The sequence below is a fragment of the Brevibacillus sp. HB1.3 genome (assembly GCF_013186635.1).
Taxonomy (GTDB): Bacteria; Bacillota; Bacilli; order Brevibacillales; family Brevibacillaceae; genus Brevibacillus; species Brevibacillus brevis_D.
The window spans coordinates 150,998-169,873 of record NZ_JABMIT010000006.1 but is presented as its reverse complement, the minus strand read 5'-3'; the positions used below and the strand labels follow the sequence as shown (position 1 = coordinate 169,873).

General features: G+C 49.6%; 15 protein-coding genes. 13 read left to right on the top strand and 2 right to left on the bottom strand.

Annotated elements, in window-relative coordinates; all coding sequences use genetic code 11:
* The first annotated feature begins 10 nt into the window (after positions 1-10).
* Genes cobA through cysC form a run of 4 tightly spaced genes read left to right on the top strand, consistent with a single transcriptional unit; the run spans position 11 to position 4,023 of the window.
* Entirely contained in the window at positions 11-1,465 is a 1,455-nt protein-coding gene (gene cobA, locus HPY31_RS15945) for a uroporphyrinogen-III C-methyltransferase (protein ID WP_253901826.1), read from the top strand.
* Between the two features lie 19 nt (positions 1,466-1,484).
* Positions 1,485-2,201 (top strand): phosphoadenylyl-sulfate reductase, encoded by a 717-nt coding sequence (locus tag HPY31_RS15940; protein WP_253901825.1) that lies wholly within the window; start codon positions 1,485-1,487, stop codon positions 2,199-2,201.
* A gap of 39 nt (positions 2,202-2,240) precedes the next feature.
* Positions 2,241-3,380: a sulfate adenylyltransferase gene (gene sat, locus HPY31_RS15935; RefSeq protein ID WP_172141504.1), complete on the top strand. Its 1,140-nt coding sequence runs from the start codon at positions 2,241-2,243 to the stop codon at positions 3,378-3,380.
* 37 nt (positions 3,381-3,417) lie between these two features.
* Positions 3,418-4,023 (top strand): adenylyl-sulfate kinase, encoded by a 606-nt coding sequence (gene cysC, locus HPY31_RS15930; RefSeq protein WP_172141503.1) that lies wholly within the window; start codon positions 3,418-3,420, stop codon positions 4,021-4,023.
* Between the two features lie 64 nt (positions 4,024-4,087).
* On the opposite strand, the gene HPY31_RS15925 is transcribed toward cysC, so the two are convergent.
* On the bottom strand, positions 4,088-5,362 hold the full coding sequence (locus HPY31_RS15925; RefSeq protein WP_035985535.1) for a hypothetical protein: 1,275 nt from the start codon (positions 5,360-5,362) through the stop codon (positions 4,088-4,090).
* A 170-nt stretch (positions 5,363-5,532) separates the two neighbouring features.
* Here HPY31_RS15925 and HPY31_RS15920 point away from each other — a divergent pair, with 170 nt between their 5' ends.
* Together HPY31_RS15920 and HPY31_RS15915 are read left to right on the top strand one after the other, a co-directional pair.
* Positions 5,533-8,466 carry a DNA translocase FtsK gene (locus tag HPY31_RS15920; RefSeq protein ID WP_172141502.1) on the top strand — a complete coding sequence of 978 codons (2,934 nt, stop codon included), beginning with the start codon at positions 5,533-5,535 and terminating at the stop codon, positions 8,464-8,466.
* A gap of 111 nt (positions 8,467-8,577) precedes the next feature.
* On the top strand, positions 8,578-8,973 hold the full coding sequence (locus HPY31_RS15915) for a hypothetical protein (RefSeq protein ID WP_172141679.1): 396 nt from the start codon (positions 8,578-8,580) through the stop codon (positions 8,971-8,973).
* A 56-nt stretch (positions 8,974-9,029) separates the two neighbouring features.
* Here HPY31_RS15915 and HPY31_RS15910 read toward each other — a convergent pair whose 3' ends face one another.
* A complete protein-coding gene (locus HPY31_RS15910; RefSeq protein ID WP_015892504.1) occupies positions 9,030-10,568 on the bottom strand; it encodes a glycosyl hydrolase family 28-related protein in 1,539 nt (512 codons plus the stop codon).
* A gap of 192 nt (positions 10,569-10,760) precedes the next feature.
* On the opposite strand from HPY31_RS15910, the gene HPY31_RS15905 reads away from it, so the two are divergent.
* Genes HPY31_RS15905 through HPY31_RS15875 form a run of 7 tightly spaced genes read left to right on the top strand, consistent with a single transcriptional unit; the run spans position 10,761 to position 18,874 of the window.
* Positions 10,761-11,744: an NAD-dependent epimerase gene (locus HPY31_RS15905; RefSeq protein ID WP_172141501.1), complete on the top strand. Its 984-nt coding sequence runs from the start codon at positions 10,761-10,763 to the stop codon at positions 11,742-11,744.
* A complete protein-coding gene (locus HPY31_RS15900) occupies positions 11,737-13,017 on the top strand; it encodes a nucleotide sugar dehydrogenase (RefSeq protein ID WP_253901823.1) in 1,281 nt (426 codons plus the stop codon). The genes HPY31_RS15905 and HPY31_RS15900 overlap by 8 nt, the downstream gene beginning before the upstream one ends.
* A 40-nt stretch (positions 13,018-13,057) precedes the next feature.
* Entirely contained in the window at positions 13,058-14,953 is a 1,896-nt protein-coding gene (locus HPY31_RS15895; protein ID WP_172141678.1) for a polysaccharide biosynthesis protein, read from the top strand.
* Positions 14,950-16,038, top strand: a complete 1,089-nt coding sequence (locus HPY31_RS15890) for an LCP family glycopolymer transferase (protein ID WP_172141499.1) — start codon at positions 14,950-14,952, stop codon at positions 16,036-16,038. Before HPY31_RS15895 ends, HPY31_RS15890 begins: the two co-directional genes overlap by 4 nt.
* On the top strand, positions 16,031-16,783 hold the full coding sequence (locus HPY31_RS15885; RefSeq protein WP_172141498.1) for a YveK family protein: 753 nt from the start codon (positions 16,031-16,033) through the stop codon (positions 16,781-16,783). The genes HPY31_RS15890 and HPY31_RS15885 overlap by 8 nt, the downstream gene beginning before the upstream one ends.
* A complete protein-coding gene (locus tag HPY31_RS15880) occupies positions 16,758-17,453 on the top strand; it encodes a CpsD/CapB family tyrosine-protein kinase (RefSeq protein WP_016743002.1) in 696 nt (231 codons plus the stop codon). The genes HPY31_RS15885 and HPY31_RS15880 overlap by 26 nt, the downstream gene beginning before the upstream one ends.
* Positions 17,454-17,476: 23 nt before the next feature.
* Positions 17,477-18,874 (top strand): flippase, encoded by a 1,398-nt coding sequence (locus HPY31_RS15875; protein WP_172141497.1) that lies wholly within the window; start codon positions 17,477-17,479, stop codon positions 18,872-18,874.
* Positions 18,875-18,876 lie beyond the last annotated feature (2 nt).

Here is an 18,876-nt window from a genome sequence, read left to right as displayed (position 1 = left end):
CGGATTCGCAATGAACACAGGCAGAGTCGTTTTTGTCGGAGCAGGGCCTGGTGACCCAAAGCTGCTGACGATTCGCGGCATGGAGTCGCTTCGTCTTGCGGATGTGATTGTGTACGATCGTCTAGCAAGCCCACAGCTTCTCTCGTACGCAAAAAAGGGAGCCACCCTCATCTATTGCGGGAAAGAGGCCGATCACCATACAGTGCCGCAAGAAGAGATCAACCTTCTGCTCATCCGGGTAGCCCAAAAAGGGAAATACGTCGTTCGTCTGAAAGGCGGCGATCCGAGCATGTTCGGACGGGTAGGAGAGGAAGCGCAGATGTGCCGCGACTATTCTATTCCGTTTGAGATCGTCCCAGGGATTACTTCCGGGATGGCGGCTCCGCTCTACGCAGGTATTCCGCTGACGCATCGTAACTACAACTCTTCCGTCGCTTTTGTCACCGGTCACCTGTGTGAAAAAAATGCAGGAAAGGAGCCGGACTGGGCAGCCCTCGCCTCGATGGAAACGTTGGTCATCTACATGGGTGTGAAAAACTTGCCTCGTATCAGGGAGCGCCTTCTTGCGCATGGAAAGGACGCCCATACGCCCGTTGCTCTCGTGCGCTGGGGGACGGTGCGTGAACAGGAGACGTTGATCGGCAAGCTTGGGACGATAGATAAGGAAGTCGAGCAGGCTCGTTTTGCCGCACCTGCCATCATTATCGTGGGTGAGGTCGTCCGTCTAAGGGAATCGCTGAACTGGTACGAAACACGTCCCTTGTTCGGTCAACGAGTAGCCGTGGCAAGAAGAGCAAGTGATGAAGGAAATAGCGAGCTCGTGATTGCCTTGGAACAGTTGGGCGCCGAAGTCATGTCGATTCCTTTGATCGAGCAGTGCGCGTTTGACACACCTTTGACGGAGCTTGCCACTTATCGTTGGCTCGTCTTCGAGGATGAGCAGCAAGTATCCTTTTTTACTTCTGCCTTGCGAAAACAGCGTTATGATGTACGGCGCTTGACGAGCAAGCTGGCTGTTTGTGGACAACGGGCTTCTGAGGCTTTCGAGAAACAGGGGATTTATCCAGACTTGATGCTGGATGAAAATACATCTCTGCTGGCACTCCCCGACCTGCTTGCCTTGGAAAAAGAAGAGCAGGTGCTTTACGCAGGGGAGCGGAAGCCGCAAAAAATCACGCTGGACCACGGCAAGGCGATTCACGTGATCCAAGCGGGCACACTCGTATGGGATGGGAAGGACCTCGGTGCGAAAAAGGAGGGATGGTCATTTGACTGGCTAGCGACGGATGATGTCTATACGCTGTCAGCGCTGGCGCAATTCGCTGGCGATGCCTGGTCAAAGACACCGATCATATGTGTCGGAAAGGAAACAGCAGTTGCAGCGAGGGAAATGGGCTGGCAATCCGTGAGCAGTCATGAAGATCACGCGATCCATATAAACGAGCTGAAGGAGATCGCACGCTGAATGATCAAGGAGGGGGCATATGAGCCAACTGAATTATGCGTCAGCGACAGAGGAACAACTCGCTTCCATCAATATTCGTCTCGCAAAGGGCGACACCATAGACGTCATCAAATGGGCCTACAAAACGTTTTCAGATGATTTGATTTATTCGTGTAGCTTTGGGGCCGAGGCCATGGTGCTGCTCGATATGATCAGTGGTGTGAAAAAGGATGCCAAGGTCACTTTTTTGGATACCAATCTCCACTTTTTCGAGACGTACAGCTTGATTGAGCAGGTGAGAGCGAGGTATCCCGCACTGAGGATAACGGTCAAGCAGCCGGACATCACCCTGGCACAGCAGGCAGACCTCCATGGCGAAGAATTGTGGAGTAGGCAGCCGGATATGTGCTGCCATATCCGCAAGGTACAGCCGATGGAAAATGTGCTGACCGGAGCGGTTGCATGGATGTCAGGACTACGTAGAGAGCAGTCTGACACGAGAGCGAATGTCGCGTTTATCAACCGCGATGAAAAATTCCAGTCACTAAAGATTTGCCCGCTCATTCATTGGAAGTCGGAAGAAGTGTGGCAATACATCCGAGCATTTGAATTGCCGTACAATCTCCTTCACGACCAGAGCTATCCGAGCATCGGCTGCGCTCCTTGTACACGCCCTGTAAAAGAGGGCGAGGATTCGAGGGCAGGGCGCTGGGCGCAAGCAGGGAAAACGGAATGCGGACTGCATCTCGCAAGGTAGCGAAAGGAAGAACAAACCAAGGATAGGAGGGGCTTTTGTATGAGTGGGAAACCTCACGGGGGAGAGCTGGTAAACCGTTTTGATCCACAGGCAGACCTGTCGGTGACTACGCATGAGGTGGAGATAGATGCATTTGCACTCGCAGATCTGGAGTTAATCGGGATTGGGGGCTACAGTCCGCTTACCGGATTTTTGAATCGGGAGGATTATATATCCGTCGTTGAGCAGATGAGGCTGGCAGATGGTACCGTTTGGAGCATTCCAATTACACTTCCGGTCTCGACCACTGTCGCGGGAGCCTTGCAGATCAAAGACAAGGTGCGGTTGAGCCATCAAGGCTCGGTCTACGGCATTCTTGAGATCACGGATATTTATTCACCTGACAAAGAGAGAGAAGCCCGGCTCGTCTATGGCACCGACGATACGAATCATCCTGGGGTGAAAAAGCTGCTGGAGCGTCCTGCTGTTTATTTGGCTGGCCCGATTACGCTGGTAAAGCGCACCGAAAAAGGGCGTTTTGCTAGCTATCACTTCGATCCGGCACAAACGAGAGAAAGATTTGCCGAGAAGGGCTGGAAAACGATTGTCGGCTTTCAAACACGAAACCCAGTCCACCGTGCGCATGAATACATCCAGAAGTCAGCTCTCGAAACCGTCGATGGTCTGTTTTTGAATCCTCTTGTGGGGGAAACGAAGGCAGATGACATCCCTGCTGATGTGCGGATGAACAGCTATCAGGTATTGCTGGAAAAATACTATCCGGCTACCCGGGTAGAGTTGGCTGTTTTCCCGGCTGCCATGCGTTATGCGGGACCACGGGAAGCGATTTTTCATGCTTTGGTGAGGAAAAATTACGGCTGCACACATTTTATTGTAGGTCGGGACCACGCTGGTGTTGGCAACTACTACGGGACGTACGATGCCCAGCATATTTTCCGCCAATTCCAGCCGGAGGAGCTAGGGATTACGCCATTATTTTTCGAGAACAGCTTTTATTGCAAGACCTGCGGAAACATGGCCTCTACCAAAACGTGTCCGCATGATAGCGAGCATCATGTCGCGCTGTCCGGGACGAAGGTGAGGGAAATGCTGTCGCGCGGAGAGGCTCCGCCACCTGAATTCAGCCGTCCTGAGGTTGCGCGGGTATTGATCGAAGGGCTGCGACCTGTGTCCGTTTAATCGGCGAGAAGAAAGCGGTTGATAGGGAGGAGAGAGGATGAGTAGAGAGGGCACCACGAATATCGTATGGCATCAGACGACAGTAACCAAACAAGACCGTCAGAAGCGTGCAGGCCACAAAAGCTGTGTCTTATGGTTTACGGGGCTGTCTGGTGCTGGCAAATCGTCGTTGGCCAATGCAGTCGAGCACGAACTGCATCAAAGAGGGCTAGCCAGTTACGTGCTGGATGGTGACAATATACGCCACGGCTTAAACCGCGGATTGGGGTTTAGGGCAGAGGACAGACAAGAAAATATTCGCCGAATTGGAGAGGTCGCGAAGCTATTCGTGGACGCAGGCGTGATTACCTTGACCGCGTTTATCTCTCCGTATCGGGAAGACCGGGAGCTTGCGCGTAATCTGGTAGAGGAGGGAGAATTCATCGAGGTATATGTAAAGTGTTCATTGGATGAGTGTGAGCGCCGGGATGTGAAGGGACTGTACCGAAAAGCGAGAAGTGGAGAGATTGGTCAGTTTACGGGGATATCAGCACCGTATGAAGAGCCTCTTCAAGCGGAGTTGGTCATTGAGAGCGACAAGCAGACGATTGAAGAATCTGTCCAGATTGTCCTTACATACCTGGAAGAGCACAAGATTCTCTAGTTCTATGGATAGGTAAAAAAAGCACGACGCGAGAGGCGCCGTGCTTTCTTCGTGAGGAAAAATATTACTTCGTAGTGGTCGCTGCTTCTTCAGCTTCCAGATCCTCAGCCCATTCTTCCATCCATTTTTGTTGATCAACCATGTTTTCAGCGATTGGACGAACAAAGCCTTTGTCGCTAAAGCTGTTGATTGCTTTTTCATCTTTCACCAGCTGTTCTACAGTCAGGCTAGCATCTTTTGCTGGCGCACTGAACTTGGTTGCTTTTCCGAAGTTGTATGCATATTGATCAGCAGACAGACCGATTGTTACAGGTTGCTTCATTTCTGGCGCTTGGAAAGTTACGCTCAGATCGCTTGTTTGTTTTACAGGCATTTTGTTGCTGTCGATGTAGAAGTCGAGGTTCCAAGCGAGCTTGTGGAAGCCTTCTTTTTTCATTTCTTCTACGATTTTTTCAGGTGTGTATGCTTTACCTGTTTCATCCAGCCATTTTTTCGCTTCAGCCATGCCTTCGTTTACCATTGCTTCTGCATTTGCACGCTTTTCAGCTTCTGTGGTTTTCTTGCCCATTTCCGGATACAGATCTTCTGTCATGGAAGTGGTCAGTACCATCATATCGATCGCAAAATCTTTTACTTCTTTGCTAGCTACTGCATCGTTAGCTGTGAAGAAGAACATTTTTACCAATTCTTTTGCGTCGATTTTTACAGTTACATGAGTTGCTTCTACTTTATCACCGTTTGGCAATGTAACGGATTGTTTGCCATGGTTTTTTGCGTCTGCCAATGTGTAGCCATATTTACTTACATACTTTTTCACAAAGTTGAAAGTAAGGTCGTTCATTTTGTCTTGGTATTCTTTCAGCTTCGCAGCGTTAGCAGCATCGGAGCCGCCAAACTCAGCCATGAAAGGATTGGATACGTTCGAATCGAGTACCAAGTACTTGCTGTCCAGTGGAGATTTCACGTAGACTTTATCTTCGTCAACGATTGTTTCTACGGATGCTTTTTTGTCACCTGTCCAGAGCTTGTTGTCGCGCAGGAGCTTGTCGTCTTTTACTTCTACTTCAAACTTCACAGTGTCCATATCCAGCTGGGAGCCTTTGACTGTTACGCCTGCTTTCAAAGCAGACAACAACGCTTTCCCCTCTTTGTCAGCCGGTTCTCCGAATGCTTCAGGCAATTTCTCAACGTCGCCTGTAAGCTTCAAGGAGCCTTCAAAATCATAGTTTGGCTTGTCAATTGTCGCTACGATAGAATCACGCACCAGGGATGCCTCGCCTGCACAACCGGTTAGCAATACTGTACCTGCTACCAGAAGGGCGCTACCTTTTTTCCACATGATGTGTTCCTCCCCTATGTATATTATTTTTTTATTCCCCCTTTGTTCTACGCACAAATAGAGAAAAGGTTTCGCAAAAACGGAAAAAAATCACAATCCAGCTAATTCTGCCCCACTTTCATGGTAAAATGAAGGGGAAAAGATGGTTAGTGAAGAAAGGGCGTTGCAACATGTGGTCGTGGCTTCAAAAGCTGATGAACTTTTTTCAGGGAGAAAAAGAAGAAGAGATAGAGGAAGAAGGCCGTCCAGCAGGTAATGGTAACCAAGTAGATAATCCCGTTCCCCGTCAGCCTCAGCCTCAAGCGAGAACAAAAAGCATATACCCGAAAGAACGGGTAGACACTCGAGATATAGAAGACAATGTGCGTCAAAGAAGAGAGCGTCAATTTCGTTTTCCAGTTGTCCCGGATGACTATTTGGAGAAGAAGCGCAAGCGTAGCGAGAATCCTGCCGAATCGAATGATCGCAGTCGCCAGCAGGCACCTCGTGAGCGATTCGAGCCCAAGCGTGAAACGGTGCGGCCAGCAAATGATCGCGTGATGGAAACAAAGACAGAGCCCGTTTTTGAGAAAAAGAAGCCTGAGCTTGTTAAAAACAACATCGAGATACCGCAGCGTCCAAACCGTGCGCCGCAAAAAGAAGCGGAAAAAGTAACGAGACCCGTTTTTTCTACAGAAGAAAAGCGGGCCTACCAGCCGTCTGAAATCGTTTCTCCTGTTTATGGGAAAATAACCCCGGCGACGCGTGAGGCAGAGCATCGGATTCATACGACTGCGGGAATCATTTATCCGCGTCTGGAGCAAGAAGAGCATTTGCAGCAGGTGAAGCAGTGGGAACAAGAGATAAGCGAGCGATATTTTCCGGAGGAGCAAGAGTCTGCTTCCTTTGAGCAAAATGAACCGCAGCATGTTGTTGTTGCGAATGAGTCTGTACATATCGAAGGAGAAAATACTGTTGCAAAGACTGTCGTGGCAGAAGCTCTTGATTCAGAACGAGAGGTTGCTGCTTCCGTACTAGTGGAAGAGACGGTAGTAGAAGAAATAGAAGAAAAAACGCTGGTGGATACGGAGCCAAAAGCCGAAGAGACGGTCGCTGAAGTGCATGAGGATAAAGAGCCACAAATAGAAGTGAGCGAACTCGCAGAACCAATGGCGAGCGTGGATGCCGAAGAAGAGGTATCGGAGTCTCAAACGATGGAAGAGCGACTAGCCGATGAGGAAGCCGAGCATGGAATGATTCCTACACCTAGTGAGGTTGTGCAGGTGGAGAGCGAGAATGATGGCGATGACGTCGAAGAGCCTGCCTATGCATCATCTATCAGCTGTTTGCTAGAGAGAGCAGAAATAGATTCACCACAGGAGCTCAGTTCAGCAGAAGTTGATTCAGGTTCCGAAGATACGCCACAGCACGCAGAACCAGCAGAACCAAGTGAGCCTGAATCGATTGCTCAACCAATTGTGGAATCCGTTGTGGAACCGATTGAAGAACTGATTGAAGAACCGATTGAAGAACCGATTGAAGAACCAGTTGTAGAAACCGAACCTGAAACCGAACCTGAAACCGTATCAGTCCCTGCTTCATCTGCTACACAGTCCATGAACCTGTCTCAGGCATCCAAGTCGATGCAGCCTGCGTCAGCTCCGGTAAAAGACTCGTCCAATGAAGCGGATCAAGGAACAGAGCTCGCACAGCCGCCATACGCCTTGCCGGATTTGGGGCTGCTGAATCCAAGCCCACCGGTCAGTGATGACGACGATGAGCATACGCAAATTCAAAAGCTATTATTGGAAGAGACGCTCGTGAATTTCAATGTCAGTGCTCAAGTAGTAGGGATTGTCAAAGGCCCATCCGTGACACGCTTTGAGTTGCAACCGGCTCCGGGCGTAAAAGTGAACAAGATTACGGGATTGGTTGACGATATCAAGCTGAATTTGGCTGCCAAAGATATTCGGATCGAGGCACCGATTCCAGGACGCAATGCCATCGGAATCGAAGTCCCGAATATGTCCAGCCAACCTGTATTAATCGAGAAGATTATCAGTTCAGACAAGTTTCAGGAGCATTCCTCTCCGCTGGCAGTCGCACTTGGGATGGACATCGGTGGCGAGCCGATTATTGCGGATATTAAAAAGATGCCGCACGGTTTGATTGCCGGCTCGACAGGCTCGGGGAAAAGTGTCTGCATCAACTCGATCATTGTCAGTCTGCTGTACAAGGCGACTCCTGAGCAGGTGCGATTGCTCTTGATCGACCCGAAAATGGTAGAGCTCGCCCCTTATAATCATTTGCCGCATCTGGTTACGCCTGTCGTGACAGAGGCCAAGCAGGCAACGGCATCTCTCAAGTGGGCTGTGGAAGAAATGGAGAAGCGCTATGCGTTGTTCGTAGATGCGGGTGTTCGCGATATTGACCGCTACAATCAGACGACAGATGATCAGCTTCCTTATATCGTGATCGTCATCGATGAGTTGGCTGACCTAATGATGGTTTCGCCGCAGGATGTGGAGGATTGCATTATCCGGATCGCTCAGAAGGCACGTGCTTGCGGCATTCATTTGCTTTTGGCCACACAGCGCCCATCCGTGGATGTCATTACCGGAAACATCAAGGCAAACGTACCGACTCGTCTTGCTTTCGCTGTGTTCTCCCAAGTTGATTCGCGTACGATTCTCGATCAGTCTGGGGCAGAACGACTATTGGGTAGAGGGGACATGCTGTTTCTTGAGAGCGGCACGACTCCAGTTCGTTTGCAAGGGAACTTTGTCTCGGATGACGAGATCGAGCGAATCACGCACATGATCAAAAAGCAAAGAAAGCCTGCGTACATTTTCAGCAAAGAAGATTTGGAGCAGCAGGTTGCATCGTTTGACAGCGGAGATGATCCGTTGTATCTGGAAGCCCTTGTGTTCGTAGCCGACCAGGGTCAAGCTTCTGCATCTGGATTGCAACGCCGTTTCCGTGTCGGATATAACCGGGCTGCCCGTCTCATCGAAATGATGGAGGCAGATGGGTACGTCGCAGGACAAAGCGGCGGTAAGGCTCGCGCTGTCCTTATTTCCAAGGAGGACGCACAAGCCGTAGTGGAGGGATCGACACTCCTGTAAAAAATGAGGGTCTTGCATGGAGCAAGGCCCTTTCTATACGGACGAGTTGCCTAAATATTCAGTAAGGTAGTATGCTATAAGATAGATGTGAGATGGAAAGGAACGATGACGATGAATCCGCTGGCGAAAAAGTATCAGGAAATTGACGACAAAATTGTCTTGTTCAATGAAGAGTATTATTTGAGCGTGGAGAAAATCGACATTACCGTATTGACGCTGGAAAAAAGGGAGTCGCTCTTTAACCAGCTGTACGATTTCGACAGTCCGGACATGGAACTGGAGATCGATGTCTCTGAGGAAGACAAGGGCGTTTGGTACCTGCAATTGCTCGTACCGCATGTATTGACACTGCCTGAGGCTGCCAAAAGACGCATCGAAAATGGAACCAATCAACTCACCCAGCATTTGAGTGAGCAGGCAGATGGGCTAGTGAGAACGCAATTGGTTGGGGAAGAAATTTATACCTATGTGAAACGATACAATCCGGATTTGGAGCGTATTGCCTAACAACAAACATCCATCTATCCCACAACGAAGGGCCAGATGGATGTTTTTCATTTCCTTTAGCTTTTGGCCGTTTTGGTCACTAACCAGGTGCATGCAGTCTTATTTGTCGTAGTCGCAATCCATTCACAGGGTTGATTGTTTACAGGAGTGATCAAGCGCAGAGTATCGCCTTTGATACCGCCGTATTTGACGGAAGCGCTGGGGGCTGTTGCGACATACACAACACGTTCATTTATGGAAACAATTGGGGTAAAGGAAGAGTTTTCGGATTTGTAGCCGCTAGTGAGGGAAACAGGAACAGGGAGGTTTTTCATGGAGAGGGTTATTTTATCCGATGACTTGTGATAAAACATTTTTCCAGTAACCTGGCTGAAGTCGCCACCATCCACGGTGACTACCAATGGGTATGTTCCGGTGCCGTAGAGCATGATGGCGTGATCGGACCCGGAGTAACGGTTGTTTATGAGGGAGACATTCCCGCAGCGGTTCAATGAAATGTTTTGGGTCAGTCGAGGGTCAAACGAACAGTTTCTCACAGTAACTTGTCTCTCGGCGAGCACTTCCCATGGCTCCAAGCTCAAGGCATAGCCGCCGATGGAAGTCGCTGTATCATTGGCCTCGAAGCTACAGCCATCAAATACAAGCCCTACATCTGAATAATCCACGGTGAGACCAGTACCAACCGTCTTGGTACTTCCTTGTGTGGTCGTATGCAATACCCAGCGACAATTGCTGAACGTCATGTTTTTCATAAAGTTCACCCGATTTTTCTGTTCAGGTGCCGTATAAAATACCGAGGAGCTGATACAGCCTGTCATGCCAGTGAGACTGAAGCTAGCGAGCGAAACAAGATGACTACCTTGCACGACCATTGGGGAGGACAAATCTCCTTCCAAGTCGAGCTGTTGACGGCAAGAGATATTGGTCAGGTTTACGAACATGGGTGTGGCTCCATCGTACCCTTGATTGAGCTCGACCTCAAAACGATCACATGCTACATTTGCTGCATTCAGCCGCTCTAGGCCTCCCGTCACCGTAATATCTGAGCGTGTACGCTTGCGGTTGTCGCTGTAAAAATCGGTAATTTGCACAGTGCGAACATAGCAGTTTTTTTCCCCGGCAAAGTAAAAATGGTCAGCGACTCCATCCGTACACCATACTTGTTGTAGTGCTACGTAATTAATATAGCTGCTAGGACCGCCACCACGAATGTAGAAATCGGTGCTATGCTCGTAATCGTAAGGGTCGGGTGGTAGCGGGTTTGCTCTCGCATTGGAATCGATCTTCAGGTTGGCGACCACAAAAGAATCAGCATCCCCACCCGCGGACGTAATCGAGAACAGCCAGCGCCAATCTGCGGCAGTTGAATTCGCTTTCCTTTTTATTACGGAAAAAGGACCGATTCCCTGCATCACTAGGCTTTTTCCTGCTCCTAGGATGACCTCCAGTCTGTTTGGCTCAATGATATAGGTGCCAGCAGGGAAAAATAATGGAATTTGCAGGTTCAGAGCAGCAGTCAATGCAGTCTGGATTGCTTGGGTATCGTCGGTCACTCCATCCCCCTTTGCTCCGTACGTTTTTACATCAATCCACATAAAAGCATTCCCCTCCAAAAAATGGGTAGACAAGATTGTCTTCTTTTCATTTCATTCAACCATTTCTCAAATGTTGACAACCATTTAGTAAAAAGGGCATGGGCTCCGTAAAAATGTGTTCCATAAACTTTGGGGAACGACTGGCATATTTGTCCTAGAACCTCCGTATGAATAAGCAAAGAGGTGGATAGTATGTCGATTTTGGTGACAGGTGCAGCTGGATTTATCGGTTTTCATGTAGCACAACGGCTTTTGGAACAAGGACAGACGGTGTGGGGGGTAGATAATTGCAATGAGTATTACGACCCGGTCTTGAAGAACAACCGACTGGAAATCCTCCAAGCGTATCCATTATTTCATTTTGTCAAAGCGGATATTGCAGATCAGAGCAAGATGGACGAGTTGTTCCGTGAAATGAATCCGGAGATTGTCATTCACTTGGCCGCTCAGGCGGGCGTCAGGTACAGTCTGGAAAATCCTCATGCCTATACGACTTCCAATATCACCGGGTTTCTAAACATTTTAGAAGGATGCCGACGGTCGAGGGTCAAGCATTTGCTCTACGCATCCTCTAGCTCCGTCTACGGAGGGAATACAAAGCTACCCTTTGCGGAGTACGATCCCGTAGATGAGCCGGTCAGCTTGTACGCAGCAACGAAAAAAGCCAATGAACTGATGGCCTATACCTATAGTCATTTATACGGCTTGCCTGCGACGGGACTGCGCTTCTTTACGGTATATGGGCCGTGGGGCCGACCCGATATGGCGCTCTATACGTTTACCAAGGCGATTTTGTCGGGAGAGCCTGTCCGTATCTTCAACTACGGCAACATGACAAGGGACTTTACGTATGTGGACGATATCGTCGAAGGGATGCTGCGACTGATGAATCGAATCCCCCAAAGGGAGGGGGATAAGGCGCCGCATGAGGTCTTCAACATCGGGAATCACCAGCCGATCGATTTACTTACGTTTCTCTCGATCTTGGAAGAGAAGCTGGGGAAAAAGGCTGTTCGCGACTATTTGCCCATCCAGCCGGGGGATGTTCCTGCTACCTATGCGTCAGTAGAAGCTCTGTACGAGGCGACGGGCTTTCGCCCAAAAACACCAGTCGATGTGGGGATATCCCGCTTTGTAGACTGGTACGTCAGCTATTATGGTGTCGCTCATGCGTAAAAAAGTGGGAGTAGTAGGTCTTGGATATGTAGGACTGCCTGTCGCGATTGCTTTTGGCCAAGTGCTTCCAGTAGTGGGTTTTGACATTGACGAAAGACGCATACGCAGTCTGGAAAGCGGAATGGATGAAACCGGAGAGATGTCTACAGATGAGCTGATGCGAGCCAACATCACGTATACAGATGACCCCGCAAGTCTCGCAACGTGTGATTTTATCATCATAACGGTACCCACACCTGTCGATTCTGCGAAACGGCCCGATATGCAGGCACTCATTCTCGCGTCTGAAAGTGTTGGGCAATATCTGACTTCAGGGACCATCGTTGTCTATGAATCGACCGTGTATCCAGGGGCAACAGAAGAAATTTGTATTCCTGTATTAGAACAAGCGTCAGGAAAGCTGGCGGGAATTGATTTTTTCGTCGGCTACTCACCAGAACGAATTAATCCGGGGGATCGGGAACGGAGATTGTCTCAGATCGTCAAGGTCGTTTCAGGGCAAGATCGCCAGACGTGTGAAACGATTGCCGAGATGTACGGGTTGATTGTAGAGGCGGGTATTCACAAAGCGCCCTCGATTCAGGTGGCTGAGGCAGCCAAAGTGATTGAGAACACGCAACGCGACATCAATATCGCCTTGATCAATGAGCTCTCGATTATTTTTGACCGCTTGGGCATTTCTACGGCAGATGTGCTCCAAGCCGCTCGGACCAAGTGGAATTTCCTTCCGTTCTCTCCGGGACTCGTCGGTGGTCATTGTATTGGCGTCGATCCGTACTATTTGACATACAAAGCGGAGAGTGTTGGTTATCACCCTCAGGTCATACTGGCTGGACGACGGATCAATGATGGAATGGGCAAGTTCGTCGCGACCTCACTCGTGAAACAAATGATCTGGCAAAATATTGCGATTCAAGGCTCGCGGATTACGATTATGGGCATCACCTTTAAAGAAAACGTGTCGGACATCCGCAATAGTCGGGTCATCGACATTATTCAGGAACTAAAGGAGTTCGGAGTAGAGGTCCAAGTGACAGATGAATTGGCTTGTCCAGAGCGGACGAGAGAGGAATACGGTATTCAATTGCGAGAGTGGGAAGACCTGCAGCCTGCCCACGGAATCGTATTGGCTGTCCCTCATGAGCGATATCTGCACCTGGGATGGGAGGAGCTTGCAGGGCTCTTGTATCAGGGGCAAGGTGTTATCGCAGATGTGAAAAGCGTGCTCAATCGCGAAACATGCCCGGCAGAAATTAGCCTGTGGCGTTTATGAGGACCATTGTTTGAATAACGATCACCTGGAGCGGATGAATATGAGCTACCGGAAGAGAAGATTCTGGTTAAGCTTATCGGACGCAGGAATTATCAGCTTGGCTGTCTGGTTGGCCTGCCTGGTTCGATTTGATTTTTCTTTCACGGAGATAAGCGACTATCAACCTATGTATTTGATGATTGGCCACGTACTGTTCGTCGTGACAGGCATGCACTTTGCTCAGCTCTATCGACCTGTTTTTCGCTATGTCAGTGTTCGCGAACTGGTCTCGATCATTTTTGCCACGAGCTTTTCCGTTTTGGCTCTCTATCTGGTACTAAAAATGACGTACCTGCTTGGTTGGTCCGTCCGATTTCCCACCTCACTCTTTCTCATGACACTAGCCTTTGTTTTGCTCGGGATCACAGGCTCTCGGTTTGTATGGAAGTGGTGGTATGAAGGGCGGGAGAAAAGAACGCAGGATCGCAGGCGCACATTAATTATCGGGGCAGGTAGTGCAGGGGTGCTCGTAGCCAGAGAGATGAAAACCTCGCCTTTGTCGGAGCTGCGTCCAGTGGCTTTTATCGATGATGAGCCCAGTAAACAAAATCTGCGTGTGTACGGCCTGCCCGTTGTAGGGAATCGGGCTGATGTTGCCCGTGTCGTTCAACGACTTTCCATTTCGGACATTGTGATTGCCATGCCATCTGCTTCCCGACAGACGATTAAGGAGATTTTCGATATTTGCAAAACGACGAGAGCCAGCGTCAAAATTTTGCCGCATGTAGCAGACATCATCAGCGGAAAAATCACGATGAACATGATACGGGATGTAGCGTTGGAGGATTTATTGGGAAGAGAGCCTGTTCAAGTCAATCTGGAAGAGATTACGGGGTACTTGCGGCAGCAAGTCGTACTTGTGACAGGAGCGGGCGGCTCGATTGGGTCTGAGCTTTGCAGACAAATAGCTAGATTTGGCCCAAGGAAACTTCTTCTCTTGGGGAACGAAGAGAACGGTATTTTTGAAATGGGCCTGGAGCTCTCGCGTTTGTTTCCTGAGCAGGAGACCGTCAGCTTGATTGCAGATATTCGTGACAGACAAAGAATTGCTTCGATTATGCATGAATATCGTCCCGCCGTTGTTTTTCATGCGGCAGCCCACAAGCATGTGCCGTTAATGGAGAGCAACCCGTGTGAGGCATTAAAAAATAATATTCTGGGTACGAAAAACGTGGCGGAATGCGCGCTGGAAACCAGCGTCTCTCATTTCATCCTGATCTCGACGGACAAGGCAGTGAATCCAACCAGTGTGATGGGGGCAACGAAAAGGATCGCTGAGCTATTGATCCAGGGTTATAACCATTTCGGACTTACCCGGTTTGCGGCTGTTCGCTTTGGAAATGTCCTGGGGAGCAGGGGGAGTGTCGTTCCTGTGTTTCTCAATCAAATACGGGCAGGTGGACCGATTACCATTACGCATCCAGATATGGAGAGATTCTTTATGACCATTCCTGAGGCTGCCCAGCTTGTTATCCAGGCGGGAGCACTCGCTCAGGGAGGGGAAATATTCATTCTCGATATGGGGAAACCCGTCAAGATTGTCGATATGGCCCTCGACCTGATTCGCTTGGCAGGCTTGGAGCCTGGGAAGGATATTCCGATCGTATTCACGGGAATTCGTTCGGGTGAGAAGCTGTACGAAGAAATTTTGACGGCGGAAGAAGGCTTGTCATCTACTTGCCATAATCGCATCTTCATTGGGAAGCCGCTCGATTTTTCCTGGAATGAGCTCTTGGCAGGGATCGCCCGGTTGGAGCAAATTGCAGACAAGGGAGCGACGATGGAGGATAAACAATCCATCATCGAGATTTTGCAAGGGATCGTGCCAGGCTATCAATCCACTTCTTACGTGAAGGAAGAGTCTACGCCAGCCCCTTATCCAGTGGCGATCGGATGAGCGTCAGCAAATGGAAGAAAAAGATCGCCACAATCAAGTGGAAGCGGCTGCTAGCATGGGGAGGATTGATTTGTCTCATCAGCCTGAGTGGTTATGGTGTGTACGTCTATCTGTCGTTAAAAGAAACAGCCAGCAAAATGTACCTCCCTGTTCGCACGCAGAAAACTGTCGAGATACCTGTAGCGACTGAACCAGCATCTGTGAGACAAACACCGACCATGAATTCCCGAGAAGCAACGACACCGCCTGCGGTTGAAGTGGAGAACTCCGCTATCTTGCCCAAAGAACCGATCACCCTGCTGCTTCTTGGCGTTGATGAACGAGAGAATGACAAGGGGCGCTCAGATGTCATCCTCGTACTCTCCGTCAACCCGAAAACGAAATCTGCGCTGCTCATCAGTATACCGCGTGATACACGAACCGTTATCGCGCACAAAGGTACCCAGGATAAGATCAATCACGCGTATGCATTCGGCGGCGTGCAGCAGGCAGTAGACACCGTCGAGCAGTTTCTTCAATTACCCGTTGATTACGTGGTGACCGCGAATATGGAAGGGTTCGCAGGTGTGATCGATGCGCTGGGCGGAGTGGAAGTCAACAACAAGCTTGCCTTTACTTATGCCGATTACACCTTTCCGGTCGGTCCCATCCAGCTAGACGGGAAGCAAGCCTTGGTCTACGCTCGCATGCGCTATGAAGATCCGAGAGGCGACCTCGGGCGCAACGAAAGACAGCAGGAAATCATCAAGGCATTGCTGGACAAAGGCGTAACCCTTGCATCGCCTACTCGATTGAATGATGTCCTTACGACGATGGGGAAATACGTGAAAACGAACATGACCTTTGATGTGATGAAACAGCTTGCCCTAAGCTACAGTACGGCAGTTACCTCCGTCGAGACGATTCGTTTGGAAGGAAAGGGTCAAATGATCAATGGAATCTACTATTATATCGTCAGCCCGCAAGAGCGCGAGAGGTTGACCGAGAGTCTTTCAACTTTTCAAAAACAAATCGAACCTCCCGTACAACTGCCGAAAGAAGGAAGTGACAGCATAGCGGGGCAAAGGGGGAAGCAGGATGAATGAGGAGCTTAATCTTCGTGAAATACTCCTGATGTTGTTGAAGCGATGGAAGTTGATCCTTTTGATTACCTCTTTATGCACCATCGGAACAGCGCTCGTGAGCTTCTATTTGCTGACACCGATTTATCAGGCGAAGACGGAAATATTAGTGAATCGCTCGCTGGATTCAACCGTAGAGAGCATGCTATCCGTCGCAGAAATTGATTCCAATCTGAAATTGATTGAGACCTATCGCGTCATTATTGAAAGTCCGCGGGTGATGGAGCGAGTGCTCGAAGTGATCGGGGCGGGTTCTACGATGGAGGAGCTGCTGCTTCAAACAAAGGTAGAGCCAGTCAAGGACTCACAGGTCATTTCCATTACGGTAGAAGACCCGGATCAGGGCAGAGCTGTGCTCATTGCCAATACAATCGCGAAGACCTTTCAGGAAGAAGTCGTCAAAATGCTCAGCATGAACAACGTGCATATTTTGGCGGAAGCCCGAAATAATCCGGCGGCCATTCCCGTGAGTCCAAAGCCGATCCTCAATTCGGTGATCGCTTTTGTCCTCGGGTTGGCAACATCCATGGTCGTCGTCTTCTTACTCGTGCAGATGGATACCCGACTTCATTCGGAAAAAGAAGTGGAGGAGTATTTAGGCTTACCTGTACTGGCAACGATTGCGGTGATTGACAAAAAAACGCGGAAGGCATTTCGCCAGCCCAAGGTGGAGGAAGTGAGGAATGAGTATGAGAAGGCAGAAGCCTGATGATCGTTATCAAAAGCTGATCGCCCATTGGGAGCCGCTGTCTCCGCTGGTAGAAGGCTACCGTACCCTTCGCTTAAACATTCAGTTTTCCATGGGCGACAAGCTGATGCAAACGATTTTAGTCACCAGTCCAGGGGCTTCTGAGGGAAAAACGATCACGGCTGCCAACCTGTCCTTGATGATGGCAAAGGATCACAAGAAAACGGTGCTTCTTGATTTTGACTTGCGCAATCCGCGGGTACATTTCACTTTTGATATGCCCAATCTGTACGGGATTAGTTCTTACTTTTCGGATATGTGCCAGATTCCCGATATCATCCAACCGTCTGGGGTGTCAGAGCTGTCGATCATTACGGCAGGGCCAATCCCGCATAATCCAGCGGAAATGCTCGGGACGCCAAGGCTCTTGGAATTGATGGACTATCTGCGCCACAGCTATGATTTTGTCATTGTCGACAGCCCGCCATTAATCGTAAGCGACGCAATGGTGCTGGCGAGGGAAATGGACGGCTGTGTCATGGTGGTGGATGCTAGCAAGACGAAGCGGGATTCTGCTATCAAGGCGGTAGAGCAGTTAAAAGCAGCAGGAGCCAATCTGCTCGGTGTTGTTCTCAACAACAAAAAGGTAGGGAAGAGAGAAGGCTACTACGGATATGGGTACAACGCATAGCAGAAAGCGGGGCGTTTGTAGGCATGCATGCCCTCAAATTAGCTTGGCAACGACAATGGGGCCGTCTCAATAAAGATCGCGATGTTCACGAAGTGATTCGCGGCTCGGCCTTCACGTTTTTGTTTCGGCTCCTTGGCTTCGTACTGCTCTATCTCTTGCAGTTCTACATTGCCAGAGAGTATGGAGCCGAGAGCCTGGGCATCTATTCGCTGACGCTCACCCTGATGAACATCGGAATGGTGCTGGCCGTTTTGGGGACGGATACAGCTATCATCCGTTTTCTCTCGGAGTTTCGCGCGAAAGGCTCGCTTTATCAGATTTCCGAAGTATTCAACAAAGTAGTGCTGTGGGCGACGTTGATTTCGATTGTGCTTGGGGTGCTTTTGTATGTGTTCTCAGAGCAGGTGTCTGCCTACGTGTTTGCAGGTGAGCTGCCAGCAGAGGCATTGCGAGTTGTCGCGTGGATGCTTCCGTTTGTGTCGCTCGCAAGGCTGTATGCATCTGCATTTCGGGCGCTACATCGGGTTGTCATCTCGATCACTGTCGATATTGTCGGTATGCGTTTTCTGCACTTGGCGTTTCTCTTTATCGCCATTCCTTTTTTCGAACCCAGTACGATGCTTCTGATTCAACTGCTCGCAGCTGCTGTTTTCTTGAATGCTGTCTATGGGATGGGGCAGTGGTATGCGACAAGCCGAGGATTCCGTAACAGTGTACAGCTGACTGCGGGAGAGCCTGGTGTTGGGTTGAGGGAAATTATTGCAGTCGCACTCCCGATGTATCTGAGTGCGTCGATGGAATTGATCATGACGTGGACAGATATGATCATGCTGGGTATTTTTACGGATGCCAAAACTGTCGGAGTATACAGTGTGGTCATTCGTCTGGCAATGGTGACGGGCTTTGCGCTGATTTCCATCAATACGATCCTCTCTCCCAAGTTTTCTGAGCTGTACGCACGTAATGATATGGATGGCTTGAAAAAGATGATTGCGTTTGCCAATCGGCTCATTTTCTTCACCTCTGCTCCTCTCAATCTCCTGGTGGCGATATGCGCCGTTCCGTTGCTCACTTTCTTTGGCGAAGAGTTTGCGAGTGAGAGTCTCGTCCTTGTGATTTTGTGCATGGGGCAGTTTGTCAATTTTTGCACAGGCAGTGTTATCCCTTTATTGACAATGACCGGGCATCAAAAAACGGCCCGCAATATTCTTGTTTGTTCAGCTGCACTAAACATAATCGGAAACGCTTGTCTCATTCCGCTGTATGGAATTATCGGGGCGGCCATTGCTACTTCAATCAGCCTGATCTGTCGAGATCTTTGTGCTTCGTATTGGGCATCCAAATATTTTGGCTTTCGTACATGGTACATCCCGTTTTTGTCCGAAAAATATTCCGTCTCGCTCCAGGAGACGAGGTCATGAAG

Coding starts and splice junctions, on each gene's coding strand:
- cobA (WP_253901826.1), top strand. CDS start 11: ATGAACACAGGCAGAGTCGTTTTTGTCGGAGCAGGGCCTGGTGACCCA.
- HPY31_RS15940 (WP_253901825.1), top strand. CDS start 1,485: ATGAGCCAACTGAATTATGCGTCAGCGACAGAGGAACAACTCGCTTCC.
- sat (WP_172141504.1), top strand. CDS start 2,241: ATGAGTGGGAAACCTCACGGGGGAGAGCTGGTAAACCGTTTTGATCCA.
- cysC (WP_172141503.1), top strand. CDS start 3,418: ATGAGTAGAGAGGGCACCACGAATATCGTATGGCATCAGACGACAGTA.
- HPY31_RS15925 (WP_035985535.1), bottom strand. CDS start 5,362: ATGTGGAAAAAAGGTAGCGCCCTTCTGGTAGCAGGTACAGTATTGCTA.
- HPY31_RS15920 (WP_172141502.1), top strand. CDS start 5,533: ATGTGGTCGTGGCTTCAAAAGCTGATGAACTTTTTTCAGGGAGAAAAA.
- HPY31_RS15915 (WP_172141679.1), top strand. CDS start 8,578: ATGAATCCGCTGGCGAAAAAGTATCAGGAAATTGACGACAAAATTGTC.
- HPY31_RS15910 (WP_015892504.1), bottom strand. CDS start 10,568: ATGTGGATTGATGTAAAAACGTACGGAGCAAAGGGGGATGGAGTGACC.
- HPY31_RS15905 (WP_172141501.1), top strand. CDS start 10,761: ATGTCGATTTTGGTGACAGGTGCAGCTGGATTTATCGGTTTTCATGTA.
- HPY31_RS15900 (WP_253901823.1), top strand. CDS start 11,737: ATGCGTAAAAAAGTGGGAGTAGTAGGTCTTGGATATGTAGGACTGCCT.
- HPY31_RS15895 (WP_172141678.1), top strand. CDS start 13,058: ATGAGCTACCGGAAGAGAAGATTCTGGTTAAGCTTATCGGACGCAGGA.
- HPY31_RS15890 (WP_172141499.1), top strand. CDS start 14,950: ATGAGCGTCAGCAAATGGAAGAAAAAGATCGCCACAATCAAGTGGAAG.
- HPY31_RS15885 (WP_172141498.1), top strand. CDS start 16,031: ATGAATGAGGAGCTTAATCTTCGTGAAATACTCCTGATGTTGTTGAAG.
- HPY31_RS15880 (WP_016743002.1), top strand. CDS start 16,758: ATGAGTATGAGAAGGCAGAAGCCTGATGATCGTTATCAAAAGCTGATC.
- HPY31_RS15875 (WP_172141497.1), top strand. CDS start 17,477: ATGCATGCCCTCAAATTAGCTTGGCAACGACAATGGGGCCGTCTCAAT.